22 protein-coding genes are annotated in these 22,344 nt (G+C 27.7%); 7 read left to right on the plus strand and 15 right to left on the minus strand.

What is annotated here, in order from left to right; genetic code table 11:
* Window positions 1–2: 2 nt before the first annotated feature.
* From AVBRAN_RS08850 to AVBRAN_RS08910, 13 genes are all read right to left on the minus strand, one after another.
* Window positions 3–1,220 (minus strand): flavodoxin family protein, encoded by a 1,218-nt coding sequence (locus AVBRAN_RS08850; protein WP_239803067.1) that lies wholly within the window; start codon window positions 1,218–1,220, stop codon window positions 3–5.
* On the minus strand, window positions 1,220–1,870 hold the full coding sequence (locus tag AVBRAN_RS08855) for an energy transducer TonB (RefSeq protein WP_239803068.1): 651 nt from the start codon (window positions 1,868–1,870) through the stop codon (window positions 1,220–1,222). The genes AVBRAN_RS08850 and AVBRAN_RS08855 overlap by 1 nt, the downstream gene beginning before the upstream one ends.
* A complete protein-coding gene (locus AVBRAN_RS08860; RefSeq protein ID WP_239803069.1) occupies window positions 1,870–2,640 on the minus strand; it encodes an ABC transporter substrate-binding protein in 771 nt (256 codons plus the stop codon). Before AVBRAN_RS08860 ends, AVBRAN_RS08855 begins: the two co-directional genes overlap by 1 nt.
* An 8-nt stretch (window positions 2,641–2,648) precedes the next feature.
* Window positions 2,649–3,395 (minus strand): ABC transporter ATP-binding protein, encoded by a 747-nt coding sequence (locus tag AVBRAN_RS08865; RefSeq protein WP_239803070.1) that lies wholly within the window; start codon window positions 3,393–3,395, stop codon window positions 2,649–2,651.
* A complete protein-coding gene (locus AVBRAN_RS08870) occupies window positions 3,388–4,368 on the minus strand; it encodes an iron ABC transporter permease (RefSeq protein ID WP_214150175.1) in 981 nt (326 codons plus the stop codon). Before AVBRAN_RS08870 ends, AVBRAN_RS08865 begins: the two co-directional genes overlap by 8 nt.
* A 3-nt stretch (window positions 4,369–4,371) precedes the next feature.
* A complete protein-coding gene (locus tag AVBRAN_RS08875) occupies window positions 4,372–6,336 on the minus strand; it encodes a TonB-dependent receptor (RefSeq protein WP_239803071.1) in 1,965 nt (654 codons plus the stop codon).
* Window positions 6,337–6,341: 5 nt separating this feature from the next.
* Complete coding sequence (locus AVBRAN_RS08880) at window positions 6,342–6,734, minus strand: biopolymer transporter ExbD (RefSeq protein WP_214116976.1); 393 nt, start codon at window positions 6,732–6,734, stop codon at window positions 6,342–6,344.
* The gene (locus AVBRAN_RS08885) at window positions 6,718–7,317 is read right to left on the minus strand and encodes a MotA/TolQ/ExbB proton channel family protein (protein ID WP_214116978.1); all 600 of its coding nucleotides are present in this window, start codon (window positions 7,315–7,317) and stop codon (window positions 6,718–6,720) included. Before AVBRAN_RS08885 ends, AVBRAN_RS08880 begins: the two co-directional genes overlap by 17 nt.
* 589 nt (window positions 7,318–7,906) lie before the next feature.
* Window positions 7,907–8,299 (minus strand): hypothetical protein, encoded by a 393-nt coding sequence (locus AVBRAN_RS08890; protein WP_214116980.1) that lies wholly within the window; start codon window positions 8,297–8,299, stop codon window positions 7,907–7,909.
* Entirely contained in the window at window positions 8,296–9,198 is a 903-nt protein-coding gene (locus AVBRAN_RS08895) for a stomatin-like protein (protein WP_214116983.1), read from the minus strand. Before AVBRAN_RS08895 ends, AVBRAN_RS08890 begins: the two co-directional genes overlap by 4 nt.
* 15 nt (window positions 9,199–9,213) lie before the next feature.
* A complete protein-coding gene (fdh3B, locus tag AVBRAN_RS08900; protein ID WP_214116984.1) occupies window positions 9,214–9,789 on the minus strand; it encodes a formate dehydrogenase FDH3 subunit beta in 576 nt (191 codons plus the stop codon).
* Window positions 9,790–9,791: 2 nt separating this feature from the next.
* Window positions 9,792–12,644: a formate dehydrogenase subunit alpha gene (locus AVBRAN_RS08905; protein WP_214116987.1), complete on the minus strand. Its 2,853-nt coding sequence runs from the start codon at window positions 12,642–12,644 to the stop codon at window positions 9,792–9,794.
* Between the two features lie 18 nt (window positions 12,645–12,662).
* Window positions 12,663–12,860: a twin-arginine translocation signal domain-containing protein gene (locus AVBRAN_RS08910; protein ID WP_214116989.1), complete on the minus strand. Its 198-nt coding sequence runs from the start codon at window positions 12,858–12,860 to the stop codon at window positions 12,663–12,665.
* A gap of 127 nt (window positions 12,861–12,987) precedes the next feature.
* Here AVBRAN_RS08910 and coaE point away from each other — a divergent pair, with 127 nt between their 5' ends.
* The 7 genes from coaE (at window position 12,988) to AVBRAN_RS11085 (ending at window position 20,856) form a co-directional block, all read left to right on the plus strand.
* The gene (gene coaE / locus AVBRAN_RS08915; protein WP_239803072.1) at window positions 12,988–13,620 is read left to right on the plus strand and encodes a dephospho-CoA kinase; all 633 of its coding nucleotides are present in this window, start codon (window positions 12,988–12,990) and stop codon (window positions 13,618–13,620) included.
* Window positions 13,607–14,356 (plus strand): diaminopimelate epimerase, encoded by a 750-nt coding sequence (gene dapF, locus AVBRAN_RS08920; RefSeq protein WP_239803073.1) that lies wholly within the window; start codon window positions 13,607–13,609, stop codon window positions 14,354–14,356. The genes coaE and dapF overlap by 14 nt, the downstream gene beginning before the upstream one ends.
* 41 nt (window positions 14,357–14,397) lie before the next feature.
* Complete coding sequence (locus tag AVBRAN_RS08925; protein WP_214117007.1) at window positions 14,398–15,051, plus strand: dUTP diphosphatase; 654 nt, start codon at window positions 14,398–14,400, stop codon at window positions 15,049–15,051.
* A gap of 2 nt (window positions 15,052–15,053) precedes the next feature.
* On the plus strand, window positions 15,054–16,856 hold the full coding sequence (gene thrS, locus AVBRAN_RS08930; RefSeq protein ID WP_214150172.1) for a threonine--tRNA ligase: 1,803 nt from the start codon (window positions 15,054–15,056) through the stop codon (window positions 16,854–16,856).
* On the plus strand, window positions 16,853–17,377 hold the full coding sequence (gene infC / locus AVBRAN_RS08935) for a translation initiation factor IF-3 (RefSeq protein ID WP_214117012.1): 525 nt from the start codon (window positions 16,853–16,855) through the stop codon (window positions 17,375–17,377). Before thrS ends, infC begins: the two co-directional genes overlap by 4 nt.
* A 150-nt stretch (window positions 17,378–17,527) precedes the next feature.
* Window positions 17,528–20,542, plus strand: coding sequence for an autotransporter outer membrane beta-barrel domain-containing protein (locus AVBRAN_RS08940; protein ID WP_239803074.1), 3,015 nt, complete (start codon window positions 17,528–17,530; stop codon window positions 20,540–20,542).
* Between the two features lie 152 nt (window positions 20,543–20,694).
* Window positions 20,695–20,856: a hypothetical protein gene (locus AVBRAN_RS11085; RefSeq protein ID WP_345774110.1), complete on the plus strand. Its 162-nt coding sequence runs from the start codon at window positions 20,695–20,697 to the stop codon at window positions 20,854–20,856.
* 32 nt (window positions 20,857–20,888) lie between these two features.
* Here the strand turns inward: AVBRAN_RS11085 and AVBRAN_RS08945 are convergent, their stop codons facing one another.
* Both AVBRAN_RS08945 and rpe read right to left on the minus strand, forming a co-directional pair.
* Complete coding sequence (locus tag AVBRAN_RS08945) at window positions 20,889–21,662, minus strand: 3'-5' exonuclease (RefSeq protein WP_214119567.1); 774 nt, start codon at window positions 21,660–21,662, stop codon at window positions 20,889–20,891.
* Window positions 21,662–22,309 carry a ribulose-phosphate 3-epimerase gene (gene rpe, locus AVBRAN_RS08950; RefSeq protein WP_214119565.1) on the minus strand — a complete coding sequence of 216 codons (648 nt, stop codon included), beginning with the start codon at window positions 22,307–22,309 and terminating at the stop codon, window positions 21,662–21,664. The genes AVBRAN_RS08945 and rpe overlap by 1 nt, the downstream gene beginning before the upstream one ends.
* Between the last annotated feature and the right edge of the window lie 35 nt (window positions 22,310–22,344).

The raw sequence follows: 22,344 nt of genomic DNA on the forward strand, positions 1-22,344 counted from the left end.
TTTCAATTTGCATTATTATGTAATTTATGCGGCATATTTAATCTAACTTCAGCAGCTTTATTATTAGAATCTATATCAAAAGCAGCACCAAAGCCTTTTACAAATCTACCTGATTTTATACTTAATTGTATAAAATGAAAATCTAGCATTTTGCTAAAAATATTTACCTCATTTCCATATTTTTCTTTTAAAACTTCAAATAATTCTTCTCTTCTATCATCAACTATTTTTGCATTTACTTGATATTTGAGCCTTTTTCTTGCAAATATTGTTTTAGCTTTACTCTCGTCTTCTAAAAACATTATTTCTATATTGTTAGAGTTGTTTTTAATACTTGAAAAATGTTCAGCAACTTCGCTTATGAAAATAAACATTTCATCATTTTTAAAAATTATTGGAGCATAAGAGCAAATAACTTGATTATTTTTGCTAACACTAGCAATATTTACACTTTTAAAAGAATGTTTAAAATTTTTTATTTCTTCATCTAAATTATTAGAATTTATTTTTGTTTCGCTAACTAGTTCTATTACACTATAATGAAGTGTATCTTCACTAGCCTTAGTTTTATAATCTAAATGTAAAATTTCTCCATCATACAAAATATCCATTCCGCTATAAGTTATATCTATTAACTCCACATTTTGAGCATCTTTATTTGTATGATGCTTTACTAGTCTAAATAAAGAATCTTTATGGTCTTTATTCATATGTTCTTTTGCTTGTTGTAATTTCATGATTTTTTCCTTAATATAAATTGTAAAGTTTTTTGTTATTTTTAAATCGTTTTCATCGGGATGTTTTTTGCTATTTTTCCATAATTTCTCCTTTTCTTTTGTAATAATATAATTAGGGTTTTCTTTAGCTAATTTTTTTGCATTATTTATATATTCATCACTAATAGCTCCATTTACTGCTTGTATGCCTAGCACTTGATTATTTTTATTAAAAATATTAAAAAACATTTCTTTTTTATTTTTTATATATTCGCTGTTTTTATCTGCTCCACAAGTAAAAATTATGCCTAAAATCTTATTTTGTATTTTTGGCATATTGCTTGTGATATTGCCTTTTTCTAACCAAAATACTAAGAAAATATACCTATGCTTATCAATGCCTTTATAATGCTCTAAATTAAAGCAATCAATATTTAAAAGTTTAGCGATTTCTAAGGCTATTTTTTTACTGCTATTATTTTTGCTAAGATATAAAACAACCATTAATTCATCCTATATTCTATATTTTTTAAAAATACACAACCTAAAGCTTGCTTATCTAGTATTTTGTATTTCATATCTAAAATTAGTTTTTTTGTATGATTTGCAAAGAAGCCATTTCCAGTAATGCTTAAAATATTTATCCCGTTGTTTGAAATGCTAAATCTAACGCTAACTTTACTTATCCTTTCAAGTTTTAACATTTTTGCTTTTTTAGGATAAGAATTATCAAGTTCATTAAAAATTATATTACTTTTGCAAAATTGTGAATTTGTATTTTTAGGATATTCTTTAACCATATTAATCTGATTGTTAGTAATAAGATTTTCTTTAGTTTCTTCTTTGTTTTCATTTGCTGTATTGCTTGTGCTTTTAGTATCTTGTTTTGCTTCTTTTTTAATTTTTACTTTTTTATTTGCTTTTAAATTTGTATTTTTTATATTTATTTCTTTTTTTATAACTTGCTCTGATAAATTATTTTGTTGGTTGAAAATCTCTTCTTGAATGATTTTTTGATTATTTAAAAAATCTTCTTTTTTTGTTTCAATTATTTCAATATTAATTTTTTTATTATCAATTATAATTTCTTCAGTGCTAAGTGGTATCGTTAGTGCGACAATATTTATTATCAAAGAAATTATAAAAAATCTCATTATAATTCCTTTGACAATTCTTTCATATTTATAATAATTCTCGGACTTGCCCTAAGCATTGATGAAGAATTTGTTTTTATTAGATTATTGTTTTTGAATGCTTTAGTATGTTTTAAAAAATTGCTTATAATTTTTAAATCTCCGTCATTAAAATAAAAAATATAATCAGGATTTTTGCTTATTATATATTCTTTATTTACTATTGGCGTTTGTTCTTTTAAATCACATATATTTTTCATACCAAAAGCTTTAATAACATCATTTGCTAAATTGTTATCACAAAATAACATTATAGGGTTTGATGAGAAAATAAACATAGCTGTTTTATCTTTTGCAAGATTATGAAATTCTTTAATTCCTAATTCAAATTCTTTGATGATTTCTTGTGCTTTATCTTTTTTGTTTGTAATTTCTCCTAATTTAGCAATATTGTTTTTTAGCTCTTTGAAAGAATTAGCTTTAAAATCTAAAATTTTTATATTAAATTCTTTTAATTTTTCTAATCCTAATGAATGTTGACTTGTTATTACAATATCAGGTTTTAATTCTATTATTTTTTCAATGTTTGGTCTTGTGTATGTTCCTACGCTTGGTAATTGTTTTGTTTTATCTTCTGGATAAATGGTAGAAGTGGTGGTGTTAGCTATAGCTAAAATATTATTAAAACTATCTAGCTCATATAATATTTCTACAGCACTAGGTTCTAAGACAACTAATTTATTTGCATTTAAATTAACTAAAATTAATAAACTTAATAAAATTTTTTTCATTTTTTCTCCTAAAATATAACATTTAAATTATTTTTATTTTCATAAATATCACAATCAAATTCAAAAATATTTTTAATGTTTTCTTTATTAAAAACTATTCTTGTTTTGTCGTAAAATAAAATATTTTTATCTTTAACAAAAGCTATCTCATCACAAAATCTAATACTTGTGAATAAATCATGTATTACCATTAATATAAGCAAACCATCCTTTGCTAAATCTTTTAATAATTGCATTAAAAATATAGAGTAATTAATATCAAGTGGAGCACAAATTTCATCTAATAATAAAATTTTTGGTTTTTTTATTAAAGCTCTTGCTAACATTACTTTTGCAAATTCTCCACCACTTAAATTATTAGTAAGATTATTTTTATAGTTTTGTATATTTAAAAATTCCATTATTTCATCAAGTTTTTTGTAATCATTTTGTATATAAAATGAATTGTTTTTACTAAATAAGCCCATCATTATAAAATCACTCACGCTAATAGGCATAAATTGATTTGATTTTTGTGGAACATAAGAGATTAAATTACTTAAATCTTTATGATTTAATAGTTTTAGATTTTTATTTTTAAAACTAATTTCGCCTTTATACGAAAGCAAATTGATTATACATTTAATTAAAGTGCTTTTACCACAACCATTTTTACCCATTAAACCTATAAAATTTGATGAACTAAAATTTATATTTAAATTACTAAAAATTATTTTGTCTTGATATGAGAATGAAAAATTTTTAATTTCAAGCATAGTTTTTCCTTAAAGCTAAATATATAAATAAAGGAACTCCAAAAAATGAAGTAATAATGCCTACAGGAATTTCTATGGGATATAATATATTAAATGCTAAGTTATCACAAAATAATAAAAAAATTCCCCCTATAAATATTGAATATGGAATTATTATTTTATTAGATGAAGTTTTAAAATACATTCTTAATGTGTGAGGGATAATTAAACCAATAAATGCTATAAGCCCACAAAAAGCTACAGAAAAAGCAACTGCAATACATGAAATTATTAAAAATAGTTTTTTGCTTTTACTTGCATTAAGCCCTAAAGAATTAGCTTCTTCATCTCCACATAATAACAAATCAAGTTCATATCTTTTAATATAAAAATACAAAATACATATTATGCTTGCAATATATACAATTATTACTATATTCCAATTTGCATTACCTAAGTATCCCATTAGCCAAGCACTTATTTTAAAACTATCTTCTCCTATTAAATATATAAAAAAAGATGTTATAGATGCTAATAGTGTTGAAGTGGCTATTCCTAAAATTAATAAAGTTGCCATATTTTGATTTTTTTTATAAATAGAAAATATAAAAAATGTAAAAAGTATGCAAGATAAAAATGCAAAAAGTCCAAAATAAATCTCACTTAAATTAAACATAAATGCAATTAAACTACCAAATGTAGCAGCCGATGCTATTCCTATTATATAAGGATCAGCTAGTGGATTTAAAAAACATCCTTGAATAACTGCTCCACTACTAGATAATAAAGCACCAACTATAAATGCTAATAGTATTCTAGGTGCTTTTAATTCTATAAATATTTGATACAAAATATCTAAATCATTTAAATCATTATTTAAGCTTATTAGTCTATATAATGCTTGAAAGCCGAAATTAGATTGAGGTGAACTAATTCCAAGCGATAATAACATACATACAATACTAATTAAAGCTAGAAATAATGATTTTTTCATTGTTTAAAATCTCGCTTTTACTTGCATATAATAAGTGCTTGTAGGTGCAACTTGGCAAGTTTGGCCACTGCAGTTTAGATTGTATTTTGTATTAAAGATATTTTTTGCTTCTAAACTTAAACTTATATTTTTGGTAAAGTCATAATTTAGTCCAACATCAACTAAAGAATAAGCTTTCTTTTCTAATTGTTTATTGTTGTTTAAATAATCCCAATTTGTTTTAGAATAAAACCTATAATCAGCATTTACGCTTAACTTGTCAGTTATTTTATAATTTGCTCCTAGGCTGATTTTGTAAGGTGATACATTTGGTATTTTTTGCCCTTCTTTGTATTTGTTTAAATTGTCTTTAACTACTTTAGCATCAATATATGAAAAGGTTTCAAACAGGTTTAATCTATCATCAAGTAAGCTTTGATTTAAGCTTATTTCAACTCCATATCTTTTTGTTTTAGCAATATTTTCATAAGTCCATTTAACAACAGGATAATGGCTCATATTTACATTTATTTCATTGTTTGTTAGGGTATAAAATAAACTTATACTTGCATATTGGTCAAATACTAAACCTTTTAATCCTAATTCATAATTTAAATAATCTTCTGATTTTAAATTATTAATAGAATAGTTTTTTCCATCAGCTTTATCGGTTAATTCATAAGGAGATGGGGAATTAAACCCGCGTTCAAATTTAAAATACACACTATTTGTATCCATAAATTTATGAGATAAAACAATATTTGCACCATAGTTGTTTGTGTTTTTTGAATCGTTTATTGTAGCTATTCCACCACTTCTATTTATATTATATTTAGAATTTTCAAGTCTTGCACCAATATCAATTCCAAACGGATTAAAATCTAATTGTTCTATTGCATAAATAGAATGAGTATCTTTTTTAACTATATTTGTTGTTGTAGAAGCTCTTTTGCCTTTTGCATATAAATATTCATATCCTAATATTGTATTTGAAAAATCATAGTTTAGTTTTGCTTTAGCATTAGCCCCTATTTTTCTATCAAAAAATTGTTTATCTTCATAGTTATTATCTTGCAAATAAGCCATAAATTCTGTTAAAATATTTTCATTAATTTCATTGCTATATTTTAGATTATAGTTCTTTCTACTGCTAGTTTTCGTTGAATCTTGACTTGCTAGAATTTGATTTTTGCAAATAAAGCCAAATCTTGAAATTTCATATTGAGTACAAATTATTCCTTCATATCTTCTATCTTGTTCAATTTCTTGCTCGGTTAAAGCTTGACTATTTCTATATTCATTATGCATATAATTTGCATTGATATCTAAATTTTGATAGTCTGTTAGTTTAAATTTAAACCCAATATCAGTATTTAAAAGTTTATTTAAATCTGCTCTTTGATATCCTTTTTCATCTACATAATTAATTCCAAAATGAGAATATATTTTATCATTTATATTTGCACCAGCACTTGCTCCTATACTTTTATGAGAAAAAGAACCAAACCCAAGAGTAAGATTTGCATAATCTTTTTTTAAGCTTGATTTTGTAATTACATTGACAACACCACCACTAGTGCCATTTCCATAAACTACACTTCCTCCTCCAGAAATAACTTCAATTTGCTCAATATCATTTACGCTTATTGTATTAAAAGGAATTCCAAGATGTGATGTATCTAATGCGTTTTGACTAACTCCATCAAACAAGATTTTTACCCTTGCATTAGCTCTACTTCCTTGACCTCTAATATCAATTGCACTGCCTATACCTACAGGATTTAAAGAAACACTAGGAAGATAAGATAAAATTTCTCCTAAATCGTGATAATTCTTTTTATTTAACTCTTCTTTATTTATGACAAATAAATTTGAGCTAACATCAGCTAAGCTATCGCTAAATCCACTATCGCTAATTACTTGAGTATCAAGCAAAGTATCAGCATATAATGCACCAATTAATGAAAATGCTAAAATAGTTTTTTTCATTTTTTTTACCTTTCTATATTTAATTTGATTTTATTAATGTTTGAATTTTTAATAATAGATATTGTTTTAATTAAGTTGTCGTAGCTTATTTCTTTATCAGCACTTAATAAGACAATATCTGAAGATTTTATATATTTGTTTATATCATCTATAAAAATTAAATCTTTATTGTTTTTTATGTATAAGTTTAAATCTTTATTTAAGATCACTTCTTTTATATTATTTTCTTTAGTTGTATTTTCGCTATTATTTGTTTTTGGTAGACTTATTTCATAATGCCAGTATTTAGAAAATGTGGTGCTTAGCATAAAAAATATAAGTAATATAAAAATAACATCTATCAAATTCAACATAGAAATTTCTATAAATTCAGGTTTTTTTCTATTTATTCTTCTCATTAAAAGCCTTATTAAAATAATTTAAATTAAGGTAGATTTCGTTATTTAAATAATCAATTCTTTTATTGAAAATGATATGAAATACAAGAGCAAAAATAGCTACAATTAATCCGAATGCAGTTGTATATAAAGCTTCACTAATTCCAGCCGCTACTAATTCTTCATTTGCTTCTTTACTAAGAGCTGCAAATGAAGAAATCATACCAGTAACGGTTCCTAAAAGACCAAGTTGAGGACATATACTTATGCTTATACCTAGGATAAAACCATTCTTCTCAAGTTTTTTTATTTCATTAAAGTGAATATTTTCTAATTCAAATTCATTTAAATTATTTTTTTCGTATATATTTATAGCTTTTTGTATGCTATTTGATATAGAATTTTTATTTGAACATATATTTTTTAATTCAATTAAATTTTTATCATATATTGCTTTTTTTATTTTGATTTTAAAATTATTATTAAAAGAAAATTGACATAAATATATATTTGTTATTTTTTCTAATATCACAGCAAAACTAAGCACTAAAAGAACAAAAATAGGCCACATAAATAAACCACCAATTTGCATTAAGTTTAACATTAAATACCTTTTTTTAATTTATAATGAAAAGAATTTTCATAATCATTATATAAAATTATTTCTTAATTTTTTTTTAAATTGAAACTAATTTGTTAATTAGCAATTGTGATTTTTAAATTAGCTATTACTTTAATTAATATGTTTAATACTTTTAATTTAGGGTTTTTATTGGTTAAAAATTAAATAAAATTTAAAGAATTTAAAATATGAATCAGTGCTAAAAAAGGGGCTAAAGTTTAAATAAACATATTGCTTAGATTTATATTTGCATTTTTAGTTAAAACACGCTTTCTATATACATTAAAATTCGCTCTCATCTCCAACTAAAAGTGTATTTATAATACATACAACAGCATACTTTGTATATTTACCCATTTCACCTTTAATTCCAAATGCTCTATATCTTGGAAGATAATTTCTATAAATTAAATATAACTTAAATTATGTTTGATTATAAAAAATAATCAAACATAGAATTTCAATTTGCATTATTATGTAATTTATGCGGCATTTATGGTTTAAGTTATGTAATATTATTGTTTGTGGTTGTATTTTATAAATTAAAAAATATTATTGAAAGTTATAAAAATTAATCTTGTTTAATTTTTACTTTGTTATTATGGATTTTTTCAATTTTTACAATTTCACCTTCTTTTAAGGTTAAATTATCAGTTGTTTGCCAAAATGAGCCTTTATAATAAATCATACCATTTTTAACAACGCCTTCGCCTTGAGTATTTAAAAAATCATCGTCATAATTCTCTACTTTTTTAGTTTTAACAAAAAATTTAAAAATTATAAGTAAAACAAGAGATATAACAGCAATTAATATTATTTGTAATTCTAAATCTAATGGCTTTATTAAATTAATTGCACCGACAATAATAAATCCTATAGCAAAAAATATTATATAAAAACTACCGACTAATAATTCTAAAATTCCTAAAAATATTCCTATACAAAGTAAATATAGGCTACTCATTTTTTGCCTACAAATTCTTTTAATACACTTAAAGCTCCTATTAATTCAGTGCTTTCATAAGGAACTAATATTTTATCTTTATTTTCACTTTTTGCTAAAGCTAAAAATGCTTCTACTCTGCCTTTAGCTAATAAAAACTCAGCTGCATTAATGTTTTGTGCCATTGCTTCATTTATGTTATTCATAGCTTCTTTTTGACCTTGAGCTAATGCAATTTGTTCGTATTTTTTAGCATCAGCCATTCTTTCTATTGCTTCAGCGTTTAAAACTTGCTCTTGCTTTAATGCTTCAGCGTTTTTTATAAGTGCTACTTTTTGTGCTTCAGCATTTAATTCTATAGCTCTTTTTTCTCTTTCAGCTTTCATTTGTAAATTCATTGCTTCTTCTATGCCACTAGGAACTGAAATTTCAGAAATTTCCACTCTCATAATTTTTACACCCCAGTTATCAGCAGCATCTCCAAGTGCAATTTGTAAAGCACTATTTAAACTATCACGGCTACTTAAAGTATCATCAAGATACATACCGCCAATCTCACCCCTAAGAGTTGTCATAGCTAAATTTGATATAGCTTTTTTATAATTTTCAACATTATAAAATGCCATTTTTCCATTTGTTACTTTTAGAAAAACTATCCCATCAACTAAAATATTTACATTATCTTTTGTAATAACTTGTTGTTTTTCTATATCTATTAGTTGCTCTTTAATAGTAATTATTGATTTAACCATATCAATAAAAGGAAAGATTAAATGAAATCCTCCGCTTAATTCTTTGTGAAATTTACCTAATCGCTCAACTATTACAATATCGCTTTGCGATACTATAATTATAGACTTTATTAAAATGACTATTATTAAAGCTAGTAAAACTCCAACAAAAATTAAAAATTCCATCATCTCTCCTAATTTCAATTAAATAAACATATTACTTAAATTAACATTTGCATTTTTAGTTAAAACACGCTTTCTATATACATTAGAAACTTCGCTCTCATCTCCAACTAAAAGTGCATTTGTAGCACATACAGCAGCACAAATAGGCACTCTTCCTTCGCTTATGCGGTTTTGTCCGTAAAGCTCTCTTTCTTCATCACTATTTGTCTCTTCAGGGCCTCCTGCACACATTGTACATTTATCCATTTCGCCTTTAATTCCAAATGCTCCATCTCTTGGAAATTGTGGAGCACCAAATGGACAAGCATATAAGCAATAACCACAACCAATACATTCTTTTTTATCGTGTAATACGATACCATCTTCACGAATATAAAAGCATTTAACAGGGCAAACTTGAGCACAAGGTGCGTCAGTGCAATGCTGGCATGCTATTGTCATTGACACTTCTTTGCCTTCAATACCATCATTTAAAGTAATTACTTTTCTTCTTTTAATACCAACAGGAACTTCATGTCCGCTTGAACACGCAACTTGACAAGCAAAACAACCAATACAACGATTTTTATCAACAAAAAACTTCATTCTAGCCATTTTTATGCCCTTTCTATCTTGCAAAGTCCAGCGTTAAATTCGCTAATTTGTGTATTTGGATCAAAACCATAGTTTGTAACCGTATTTGACATTTCGCCTATTGTATAAGGTTTAGTGCCTTCTGGATAGTTATGACTTAAATCAACTCCTTGTAAAACACCAGCGAAGTTGTAAGGTAAGCAAATTCTATCTGGAGTTACACTTCTATTGTGAATACATTTTACTTTAATCTTAGTTCCTTGCGGGCTATGTATCCACATCATTTCTCCATCGCCAATATTGTGTTGCATTGCAAGCTCTGGATGAACATTAGCAAACATTTCAGGTGTAATATCAGCTAAATATTTACTAGTTCTCTCAAGCATACCAGCACCACTTAGATTTACTAAACGCATTGAGCTAATGATAATAGGAAAATCCTTGCTCCAGTCTTGTTTTTGTTGCTCGCTCTTAAACATTGTAGTAACACGGAAATTTGGAGTTGTTTGGTCGTCAAATGTTGGATATTTTTGCACCAAATCCCATCTTGGTGAATGCACTGGCTCTCTATGTTTTGGAATTTGGTCGCTAAATTCCCAAACTATAGTTCTAGCTCTTGCATTTCCTAAGCAACAAGCACTTTTTTCACGGCATTTTTCTAATATAATTCCTGAAATATCTGTGCTCCAAGAATTACCCATTAATTCTTTTTCTTCATCACTTAATGTAATACCAAATACTTGCTCAATATTATCTTTTTTAATTTCAGGATAACCACCTTTAACCTTAGAACCAACAGGAGTGAATGAATTATCAGCTAACTGACTAACTCCATTATGCTCAAGTCCAAATCTATTTCTAAAGCCCATTCCACCTTTTTCATAAGGCACATTTGGGTTCCATAAAATAGCAGTTCCAGGGTGTTTTGCATCCCATACAGGCCAAGGTAAGCCATAATATTCGCCTTTTACATCTCCACCAATACCCATTAAAGTATCAGGGTCAAAATTAGCCCAATTTGCTTGATGTTTTCTTAAACGCTCTGCACTAATACCACGAAGACCAATTGATAATAAACCATTACTCATTTCTCTTGTAGCATCATCAGGCCATTTCGCATCAACATCATCAGGAATTACCTGAACTAATTTATGATTTTGAAGTTCAAGTTTCATACCACGAGTATATTCTGTATAAAAGCCAAATTTCTTAGCAAACATAAACATAATCTCTTGGTCTTCTTTACTTTCATAAATTGGTTTTACTACTTGGCTTCTCCATTGCATAGAACGATTTGTAGCTGTTACATATCCTTCTGTTTCAAATTGAGTTGAAGCAGGAAGTATATAAATTCCATCAGGGCGATCTGCTAAAACTGCAACTTCATTTACAAATGGTTCAGCAACTACTATTAAATCAAGTTTTTTAAGTGCTTCTTGAATTTTAACAGTGTGAGCCATAGAAGTAATTCCAGTTCCTTGAACCCAAAGAACTCTAACAGGAGCATTTGAATGAGTTGTATCCGTGCCATAAGGAACTACGCCTTTAACACCTTGCCACCAGCGAGATAAACTAAAGCCTTTTTCGTGCATCCATTTTTTGCCACCATTTGCACTATCATCTACGAAGCGTTTTTGCATATCTTCATAGCTAACTCCCCAGAAATTGCAAAAATGTTTCCAAGCACCTTCAGCTAAGCCATAATAAGCAGGAAGTGTGTCTGCTAAACATCCCATATCTGTTGCACCTTGAACATTATCGTGACCACGAATAATATTAGTTCCGCCACCAGGTTTTCCAATATTTCCTAACACTAATTGTAAAATAGCTAAAATACGAGTATTTGAACTACCAACTGAATGTTGAGTAATACCTAATGACCAAAATAGTGTAGCAGGTTTTGTAGTCGCAAATAATTTTGTAACTTGAATTAGAATTTCTTCACTACATCCACAAATATCAGCAACTTCGCTAGGAGTATATTTTTTAGCTTCTTCACGAATTAAATCAACTCCATAAGACCTATTTTTGATTATTTCTTTGTCTTCCCAACCATTTTCAAAAATAAGATTTAACATTCCATATACAAATGCAATGTCAGTTCCTGGACGAATTCTTACATAAATATCAGCATGAGCTGCACTTCTTGTAAAAATAGGGTCAACTACGATTAAAGGAGCATTATTTCTATCTTTAGCTTGTAAAATATGCTTAAATCCAATAGGGTTTGCAACTGCTGAGTTTGCACCAAACATAATCATACATTTTGTATTACCTACAACATCACCAAAGTGATTTGTCATAGCGCCATATCCCCAAGTATTAGCCACACCGGCTACTGTTGCGCTGTGTCAAATTCTAGCTACGTGATCTATTGAGTTTGTTCCCCAAAATGCAGCAAATTTTCTAAAATAATATGCTTGTTGATTGTTAAACTTAGCTGAACCTAAAAACATTACGCTATCAGGACCGCTTTCTTTTCTAATATCTAGCATTTTATCGCCGATTTCATTTACAGCTTGTTCCCAGCTAATTCTTTCCCATTTACCATTAACTCTTTTTAATGGGTATTTAACACGACATTTTGATTTGGTTAAATCAATTTGGTCAATTCCCTTACAGCAATGACTTCCAAGTGAAATTGGATGGTCTATTGCGTTATTTTGTCTAACCCAAACACCATTTACTACTTCAGCTTCTATACCACAACCAGCACTACAAATAGAGCAAACTGTGCGAACACTTTTACTACCTTCATAAGGCATTTTAACTTTTTCATCTGCCTTTAAGGTTGCGTTTGTCGCACCAAATGCGGTAGTGCTTGCACCTGCAACTGCTGCAAGTTTTAAAAAGCTTCTTCTACCTAAATTACGCATTTAAATCCTTTCTATAAATTAATATGCAATTTTATAAAATTTTTCCCAGTGAAGGGTCTTTTTATATAACACTTCTTTTTTCTTTGCACGACCAGATACTACACCAGAGCTATTATTTTCGCTACTTGTTGCTGCATTTAAACCTACGCTAGCAACAGCACAGGTAGCTCCAGCACTTAATGCTTTTTTAAGAAAAGCTCTTCTTTTGTTCTCCATGGCTGCCTCCTTACTAAAATTTTAAAAAGTAACCTAAATAATACATTATTGCCTTAAAATTAGGCTTAAGAAAATAAACAAAATTATCTAAAAAATAATATTATGATAATGATAAAAAGAGTCGGTTTTGATAAGAAAAATTAAGATAAAAAAACACCTATTTTTTAAAAATATTTATGTAATAACATCTAGCATTGCTTGTGGTAAATCTACATTTTTAAATATTGCTAAAGAAAATGAAATATTTTGCATTAGTGCTGATGAAATTTCTTCAAAAGTTTTTTGCTACAAATGGAAACAAATTCGTAAAAAATTAAATATTTCAAATTCCTATTTCAAATTCTTAAAAGAAAAAAAACAAGCAGTGGCAAATGTGATTTTTAATGATAAAACAGCTAAGAAAAAATTAGAAAAAATAATGCACTCAAAAATCAAAAAAGAAATTCTCAAAAAAATCAAACAAAATAAAAATAAAATAATTTTTGTAGAAATTCCCTTGTTTTTTGAAAATAGCAATTATAATTTTTTGCTTAATAAAATTGTGATTTATTGCCCTTATGAATTATCTTTAACAAGACTTATGAATAGAAATAATTTAACAGAATTTGAAGCAAAACTAAGATTAAATTCTCAATTACACATAGACAAAAAAATAAAATTTGCAAGTTATTTAATCAAAAACGATGGTAATTTAGAAGATTTTAAAGATAACTCGCTAAAACTTATCCAAAAACTAAAGGAAAAACATGGAATTTCATAAATACTACGCAAATGGAAATGATTTTATTATTTTTCAAACTAATAATTTAGATGAAAATTATTTAAGTAAATTAGCCATAAAATTATGTAATAGACATAGTGGAATAGGTGCTGATGGGCTTATTGCAATCAAAAAAAATGATAAAGATTATGATTTTACTTGGGGATTTTACAATCAAGATGGCTCAAAAGCTAATATGTGTGGTAATGGTGCAAGAGCTGCGGCACATTTTGCTTATACTCAAGATTTGGCAAATAAAAATATGAGTTTTTTAACTGGTGCAGGGATTATTAAGGCGACAATTTTTGATGATGATTTTGTAGAAATTAGACTAACGAAAGCTAAGGTTATACACGAAAATTTAGTGGAATTTCAAAATGTATTTTGCCTAATTGATACAGGTGTGCCACACCTAGTAACTCTTGATGGAGTGCAAAACTACAACGAAGAAAATGCTAAATATTTAAGAGAAAAATATGATGCAAATGTAAATTACGCAACTTTTAAAGATGGGGTTTTATATGTTAGAACTTATGAGCGTGGAGTTGGAGAAACTTTAGCTTGTGGAACTGGAATGAACGCTTGTTTTTATTATGCTAGAATGCTTAAATTAGTTGATGAAAAGGCTACTATTTATCCAAAAAGCAATGATATTTGCGAAGTGAGTTTTAAAGATGATTATTTATATTTTAAAGCACAAGTTAAAAAAATTTTTAGCACTACGCTTGATTGTTAAATAATTTTGCTAGTATTTTGATATTTTTTGATGTAGAAGGGATGATGAAATTACAATATACTAATGATATGTTAAGCTTACAACAAGCTTTAAATAACGCAACTTGCGGAATTGGTTGGGAAAAAGGTTATACAAAGGAAAATCGCTTAATTGATTTTGCTCGTTGTATTTATATGGAATGTGCTGAACTCGTTGATTCTATGCCTTGGAAACATTGGAAAAGCATAGATGCTAGTTGGGATTTAGAAAATATTCAAATTGAATTAGTTGATATTTGGCATTTTATTTTAAGCCTTGCAATTATGCAAAATCAACAAAAAGAACTTATAAACACGATTTCAGAATTTAAATTCAATAAAACAAATAAAAATTTAAATGATATTTTAGAACTTTCAAGAGAATTAATTCACACAAGTAGTGCAAAAGAGCTAAACATAACGCAAATTACAGAAATATTTTTAAAGCTAATGTGTAGTTGTGAGTTAGAATTTACAAGACTTTATAAAATCTACATTGGTAAAAATGTCTTAAATAAATTCCGCCAAGATAACGGCTATAAAAATGGAACTTATAAAAAACTTTGGAATGGTAAAGAAGACAATGTAATCTTATATGAACTACTAGAGCAAAATGATATAAACTATGATAGTTTGTATAAAAATCTTAATGAAATTTATAAAAATTTAAAGGATTAATAATGGAAATAATAGGATATTACGATAAAGATAAAAATATTTATGATACTTTAAGCACTGATGGAGCAGGACTTGAGCCAATTTTCTATGATGATAGTCCTATGGCACTTGAAATCATTCGCCATAGCTGTGCTCACCTTTTAGCTGAAGCTATTACACAATTATATAAAAATGCTAAATTTTTCGTAGGACCTTGCGTTGATGAAGGTTTTTATTATGATTTTAAAGTAGATGAAAAAATCAGCGAAGAAGATTTAAAAGTAATTGAAGATAAAATGAAAGAGCTTGCAAAAAAAGGCTCTCCTATGGTAAAAAATACAATGAGCTATGAAGCTGCTTGTGAAAAGTTTAAAAATGATGAATTAAAACAAGCAGTTTTAAGTCGTTTAAGTGGAGAAATTAGCACATATTCTCAAGGTGAATTTACCGACTTATGTCGTGGGCCACATTTACCACACACCAAAATGCTTAAGAATTTTAAATTAACAAAATTAGCAGGTGCTTATTTAGGCGGCGATGAAAAAAATGAAATGCTAGTTAGAATTTATGGTATCGCATTTGCAACAAAAGAAGCTTTAAAAGACTATCTAACAATGATAGAAGAAGCTAAGAAAAGAGATCATAGAAAACTAGGAAATGATTTAAAATTATTCACATTTAGCGAGCAAATTGGTGGTGGCTTACCATTATGGCTTAAAAATGGTGCAAGAGTTAGAAATAAATTAGAGCATATTTTATATAAAGCTCATAGAGTTAGATTTTATGAGCCTGTTCGTGGCCCTGAATTGCTAAATTCTAGCGTTTGGAAAACAAGCGGACATTATGCAAACTATAAAGAAAATATGTATTTTACTAGAATTGATGAGCAAGAATACGGAATAAAACCAATGAACTGCGTAGGACATGTATTCTGCTATAAAAGTGAAGGTAGAAGTTATAAAGATTTGCCTATTAAATTCTTTGAATACGGAATGGTTCATCGCCATGAAATGAGTGGGGCTTTACACGGGCTTTTAAGAGTTCGTGAATTTACTCAAGATGATAGCCATATTTTCTGTATGCCAAGTCAAATAAAAACCTTAGTAAAAGAGATTTTAGATTTTGCTAAAAAAATTATGGTAACTTTTGGATTTGAATGGGAACTAGAAATCTCAACAAAACCTGAAAAATCAATAGGAAGTGATGAGATTTGGGAAGTTGCTACAAAAGCTTTAATGGAAGCTTTAGATGAAGAAGGTATTAAATACGGAGTTGATGAAGGTGGTGGAGCTTTCTATGGTCCAAAAATTGATATTAAAATCCTAGACGCACTTAAACGCAAATGGCAATGTGGAACTATTCAAGTAGATTTTAACCTACCTGAAAGATTTGAGCTTGAATATACAGATGAAAACAATGAGAAAAAACGCCCTGTAATGCTTCATCGTGCTTTACTTGGAAGTTTTGAAAGATTTTTAGGCATATTGCTTGAACATACAGCAGGAGAATTACCATTCTTTATAGCTCCAATTCAAGTTATGATTTTACCAGTAGGTGAAAAGCATATTGAGTATTCAAAAGCATTACAAAAGGAATTATTAGAGCTTGGAGTTGATGCTGATATTAATGAGAAAAACGATACTTTAGGTAAAAAAATAAGAAATGCAGAAATGTTAAAAGTGCCTTATATAGCAGTAATCGGAGATGAAGAAATAAATAATAATCAAGTAGCTTTAAGAGATAGAAGAGCTAAACAACAATCAACACTTACAATGGAGGAATTTTTGAAACTAATTAAAGAAAAACAAAACGAGGTAGTATTTTGAGTAAAGAAAAAGATGTATTGTTAAATGAAGAAATAGATTTAGCAGAGGTTAGATGTATAGGTGATGATGGAGCACAATATGGCATAATTAGTAGCGATGAGGCTAATGCACTTGCTAATCGTTTAGGGCTTGATTTGGTATTAATCGCAAAAGATGCTAAGCCACCTGTTTGTAAGATTATGGACTATGGCAAGTTTTGTTATCAGCAAGAAAAAAAGCTAAAAGATGCTAAGAAAAAGCAAAAGGTAGTAGAAGTTAAAGAAATCAAACTTTCTGTAAAAATTGCTCAAAATGATATTAACTATAAAGTTAAACACGCTATTGAGTTTTTAAAATCAGGAAAGCATGTTAGATTTAGAGTATTTTTAAAAGGTCGTGAATTAAGCAATCCACAATCAGGCGAAGAACTGCTTTTAAAAATTTATGAAGAAATTAGCGATATTGCAAATATGGATAAAGCACCTTTATTTGAAGGTCGCTACATTAATATGCTTTGCACCCCAAAAAGCACTAAAAAATAAAAACTTATCATTAAGGCAATTAATTTGCCTTAATCTTTATAATAATTATTGAAATTTATTGATATTTTTTAAAAAAAAATCATTTATATTTATTAATCTTTAAGTTAGATTTTAAGATAATAGCATTTCAATTTTTTTTAAAGGAATATCATGAAACAAAATTTTACTTACACGGGGGGGGTATTTAAACTCTCATTAATTGCAAGTCTATGTATCTCTTCAAACTTATTTGGTGCAACAATAAATGTTGTAGATAAAGCTAAGGTGGAAAGCTTTGATTTTAAAACTTTTCCAGATATTCATAAACCATTTAATGATAATTTTGGTCCTTTTGATAATAAAAAACCAGATTATTACAAGACAAATCTTAAAAATATCACAGATATTACAGAAGAAAGTGCTGATAATGTAAATGTATATTTTTCAGAAGGATTAAGTAATAAAAATTTTCCTATAAGTTTTGATAATTCTTTTTGGGACTCAAGAAGTAAAACTATTAGTAATAGTAATAATATTACTATAAAAAATTCTTTAATTAAAAGTTATCCCGAAACTGCAAAATTTAATAATGGAAATAATTTTATAGCTGAAAACAGTTTTGTTGATTCATATATCATAAATTTTAAAAATATAAAAGCTGCAAATTCTTATTTAGACTACATAGAAAATGGGCAAGGAATAAAAATTGATTTAACAAATTCTGCCGTTAATTCTATTTATAAAACTACCGGAACAATTGATGCAAATGGAGGACGCATTAATGGAATATCATATTCTAATGTTAATCTAAATGGGACAAAAGATAATTTGGTAAAAGTAGATAATTTTTATGAAACAACAGGATCAATCAATCACGCTGATGTAACAAATATAGAGTTTGGCAAGGATTTAACAATTAAAAACTCTAATATAGGATTAATAAGTGTTAGTAAAAATTTAACAATTGACAAATCTACAATAAAAGAGATAAAATCTACTGGACTTCTAGGAATTACAAATTCAAATATAACTACTTCAATAAATTCTTATGATAAGGTAACATTGACTGATAGTATTGTTGGTGGTAAAGTAAGTGGTATAGATTCTACTGGTACTGGCAAATATAAAGGTAGTCTTGATTCTAAAGGCTCTACATTCAATGATGATATTTATGTTACAAAACTAACCCTAAACACTAGTGAGAGCGGAAAGCAAAGCAAGGTAAAGGCTATTAAGACTATAAGAGCAGGTGCTTATGATATAGATAGGCTTGATACTGGTGATAAATATTATATTGGTGGTAGCATTATAGGTGAAGGAACGATTAAAAATAGCACTATAAATATGCAATTATCAGGTTCTAAAGGCTATACAGCTTCAGCATTAATTAACCAAGATAATTTTTACAATGAATTTGCTGATGAAAAAAATGAGAATAGCCTAACTATAGCAAACACAAGTAGTATAAACTTAGATAATGTAATAGCTACAAATAGTGTTAGAGCACATACTTTAGATATAAAAAATTCAAAAGTAGCAAAAAGAGTTCTAGCAAATAGCCTTACTTCAAATAACACAGCTTATTATCTAGGAGCAAACAAAGAAAGCTACACAGGTGCAATAATCTCAAGAGAAAATACAAGTGGAGCAAACAATGAATTAGTATTACTTAATGTTATGAGTGATAATAAGCTTGATACAAGCAAAATCAATGCAAATCTACCTTTAGCAATACTTAAAAAAGGAACAGGAACAGCAGAGCTAAACACTTTCTTTAAAGATTATAAGATTAGCGATGGAATAAGTGATTATGTGATAAATAATGATTATATTGCTAGTGCAATGCTAGGGGATTATCTAACCTATGCGATAACTACTAATAAGAATGGTAAAGTAAGCGATACAGGACTTAATGCAGATAATATTGTTAGCATTGCAAACGGCGATAAGACAAGTGAGCTAGGTAAATTAGTAAATCAAAGCGCAGGCGATTATAATGGTAATGAAGGCTTAAAAGCTGCATTAGATAATCTAGCTAAACAAACAATTAGTATAAGCCCTGAAACTCCAGATAATTCTAAACCGGATACAGGTGTAACAAATCCTGAAAATAAACCAGACAATTCTAAACCTGATACAGGTGTAACAAATCCTGATAATAAACCAGACAATTCTAAACCTGATACAGGTGTAACAAATCCAGACACAGGTGTAACAAATCCTGAAAATAAACCAGATAACAAACCTGATACTAGTGTAACAAATCCAATTGATAAAAACCAAATAGCAGATGATTTTATAAAAGATATTAAAATCAACAAAAACGCTAAAGCTCAAGCTCAAGTTATTTCAAAGGGAATAAATCTAATCAATACTTTTGCTTGGAATAATATGAATAAAAGATTAGGTGAAGTTAGAGGTTTAGATAAAGAATTAGGCGTTTGGGCTAGAGCTTATTATACAAACGCAAGTATAGATGATGTAAAACTTAATTCATTTGAAGTTCAATTTGGAGCTGATAAAGCTAATGATTTTGCAGATGGCAATGTAATTACAGGAATTATGGCTAATATTTCTAATTCTAAATCTAGTGATGTTTTAAAAGGAAATAATTACGGGTTTGGTCTATATACAAGCTATATTTCAAACAATGATTTATATGCTGATTTAGTAATTAAAGCAAATCATTATAAGGTTAAATACAATTCAGAGCTTTTAAAAGGTTTAAAAGATAGCAAGACAGGATTTATTGCAAGTTTTGAACTTGGTAAAAGATTTGATTTAAATAGATTTTATGTTGAGCCTAGCATAGAAGCTATATTTGATTATACACCTAAAACTAACTTAGAAAATAATGCTATAAGCATTACAAGTAAGGCTAATTCTAATTTACATATAAAACCTGCAGTATTCTCAGGATTTAAAGTAAATGATAATGCTAATATAAGACTAGGTGCTGGTTATATTATAGATGTTAATAAGCCAAGTGATTCTATAATAATCGCAAAATCAAGCAAAGCAAGTGAAACAATAAAAGGTAAAAGAGATAATAAATTTTACTTAAATCTAACAGGTGATTATAAGTTTAATGATAATTTAAGATTAAACTTAGGTTACGAAAGAACTTTCGGAGCTGATTTTAATATTGACAATCAAATTAACGCTGTTGTAAGATATACATTCTAATTACAAAATCTTTAGCCTTAGTGCTAAAGATTTCTTTAAATATTTTTATCAAAAATTACATTGACTTTATATTCTAATTTAATAATAAAAATATGCTATCTTTTAAGTGCTTAATAAAAAGCATAAAATGTTTAAATATTACAATTATGTAAATATTTTTAAAAGGTCATAAATTAAACAATCCACAATCAGGCGAAGAACTGCTTTTAAAAATTTATGAAGAAATTAGCGATATTGCAAATATGGATAAAGCACCTTTATTTGAAGGTCGCTACATTAATATGCTTTGCACCCCAAAAAGCACTAAAAAATAATAAAGTGGCTATTAAAAGCCACTTTTAAATTCTTATTTTTTCATCTTAGAGCGTGAATATAAAATCAAATCATTACTTGTTTTAATTTGTGAACCTTTTAAAGAATTAATACAATAATTCAAAATATCAGCACAAGCTTTCGCATCACTTAAAGCCCTATGATGAGTGCTAATGATACCTAATTCATTTTTTAAACTATCAAGACCATATTTATCACATTCAATACAACGCCTTGCTAACATAATCGTGCAAAGCTTTCTATTAATCAATGGAGCATTTAAGTATTCAAGACTTTCTTTTGCGATAAAACCATAATCAAAAGATACATTATGAGCTACAAAAATAGCATTACCTAAAAACAATCTAAAATCAGCTAAAACCCTAGCACTTCTAGGAGCATTTTTTAGCATTTGCGTTGTAATTCCTGTAAGCTCAACTATATTTTCAGGCACTTCGTTTGCATAAATAAAGCTTTCAAATTCATCTAAAATCTCGCCATTTTTTATCTTAACAGCACCAATTTCTATGATTTGCCCGTTACTAATTGAGCCTGTGCTTTCAATATCAACAACACAAAAAATCTCATCTTGAATTAATTTATTTCTTGAGTTTAAAAATACTTCTTGATTTTGTTTTAGCGTAATATCAAGCCCTAGCATTAAAAGAGTTTCATAGGTTATCTCAAAATTTAAGGCATTTTCGTATTGGTTTTTTAAATCTTTATAATTAATACTACTTGTAAGTAGCCTTTCTAAAATCTTATCACAATTAGCAATTTGTTTTTTATAAAGCTCGTTATAATCCATCAAAATTCCATTTTTAAAGAATTAATTGCGACCTTGTAATCATTACTACTAAACACATAATTTCCAGCCACAACTATATCAGCCCCTGCTCTTTCAATATCTGCAATATTTAAGCCATTTACTCCACCATCAACTTCAATGAAGCATTTATAATTATTCTTATCAATCATTTCTCTTAAGGCACTGATTTTTCTAAGAGTGCTTGGTATGAAGCTTTGACCACCAAAACCAGGATTTACACTCATTAAAAGCACCATAGAAACTTCACTTAAAATATATTCAATCTCATTTAAATTCTGGTGTGGATTTAATACTATTGAAGGATTTACACCATGTTTTTTAATATAATCAATCAATCTTAAAGGATGAGTAGTAGCATCTATATGAAAGCTTAAGAATTTAGGTTTTATATCTAAAAACAAATCAACAAATTTATCAACTTCTCTTACCATCAAATGCACATCTAAAGGAATAGTAGCAACTTTAGCAATAGCTTTTGTAGTGCAAGTTCCAATGCTTAGATTTGGAACATAATGTCCGTCCATTACATCAATATGCAATAAATCAGCACCAGCAGCCTCAACTTTTTTAATATCTTCAGCTAAATTTAAAAAATCAGCAGACAATAAACTAGGAGCAACATACATTTTTTAATCCTTAAAATTATTTTTTATAGAATATC

The sequence above is a fragment of the Campylobacter sp. RM12651 genome (assembly GCF_022369475.1).
In the GTDB taxonomy this organism is placed as follows: Bacteria; Campylobacterota; Campylobacteria; order Campylobacterales; family Campylobacteraceae; genus Campylobacter_E.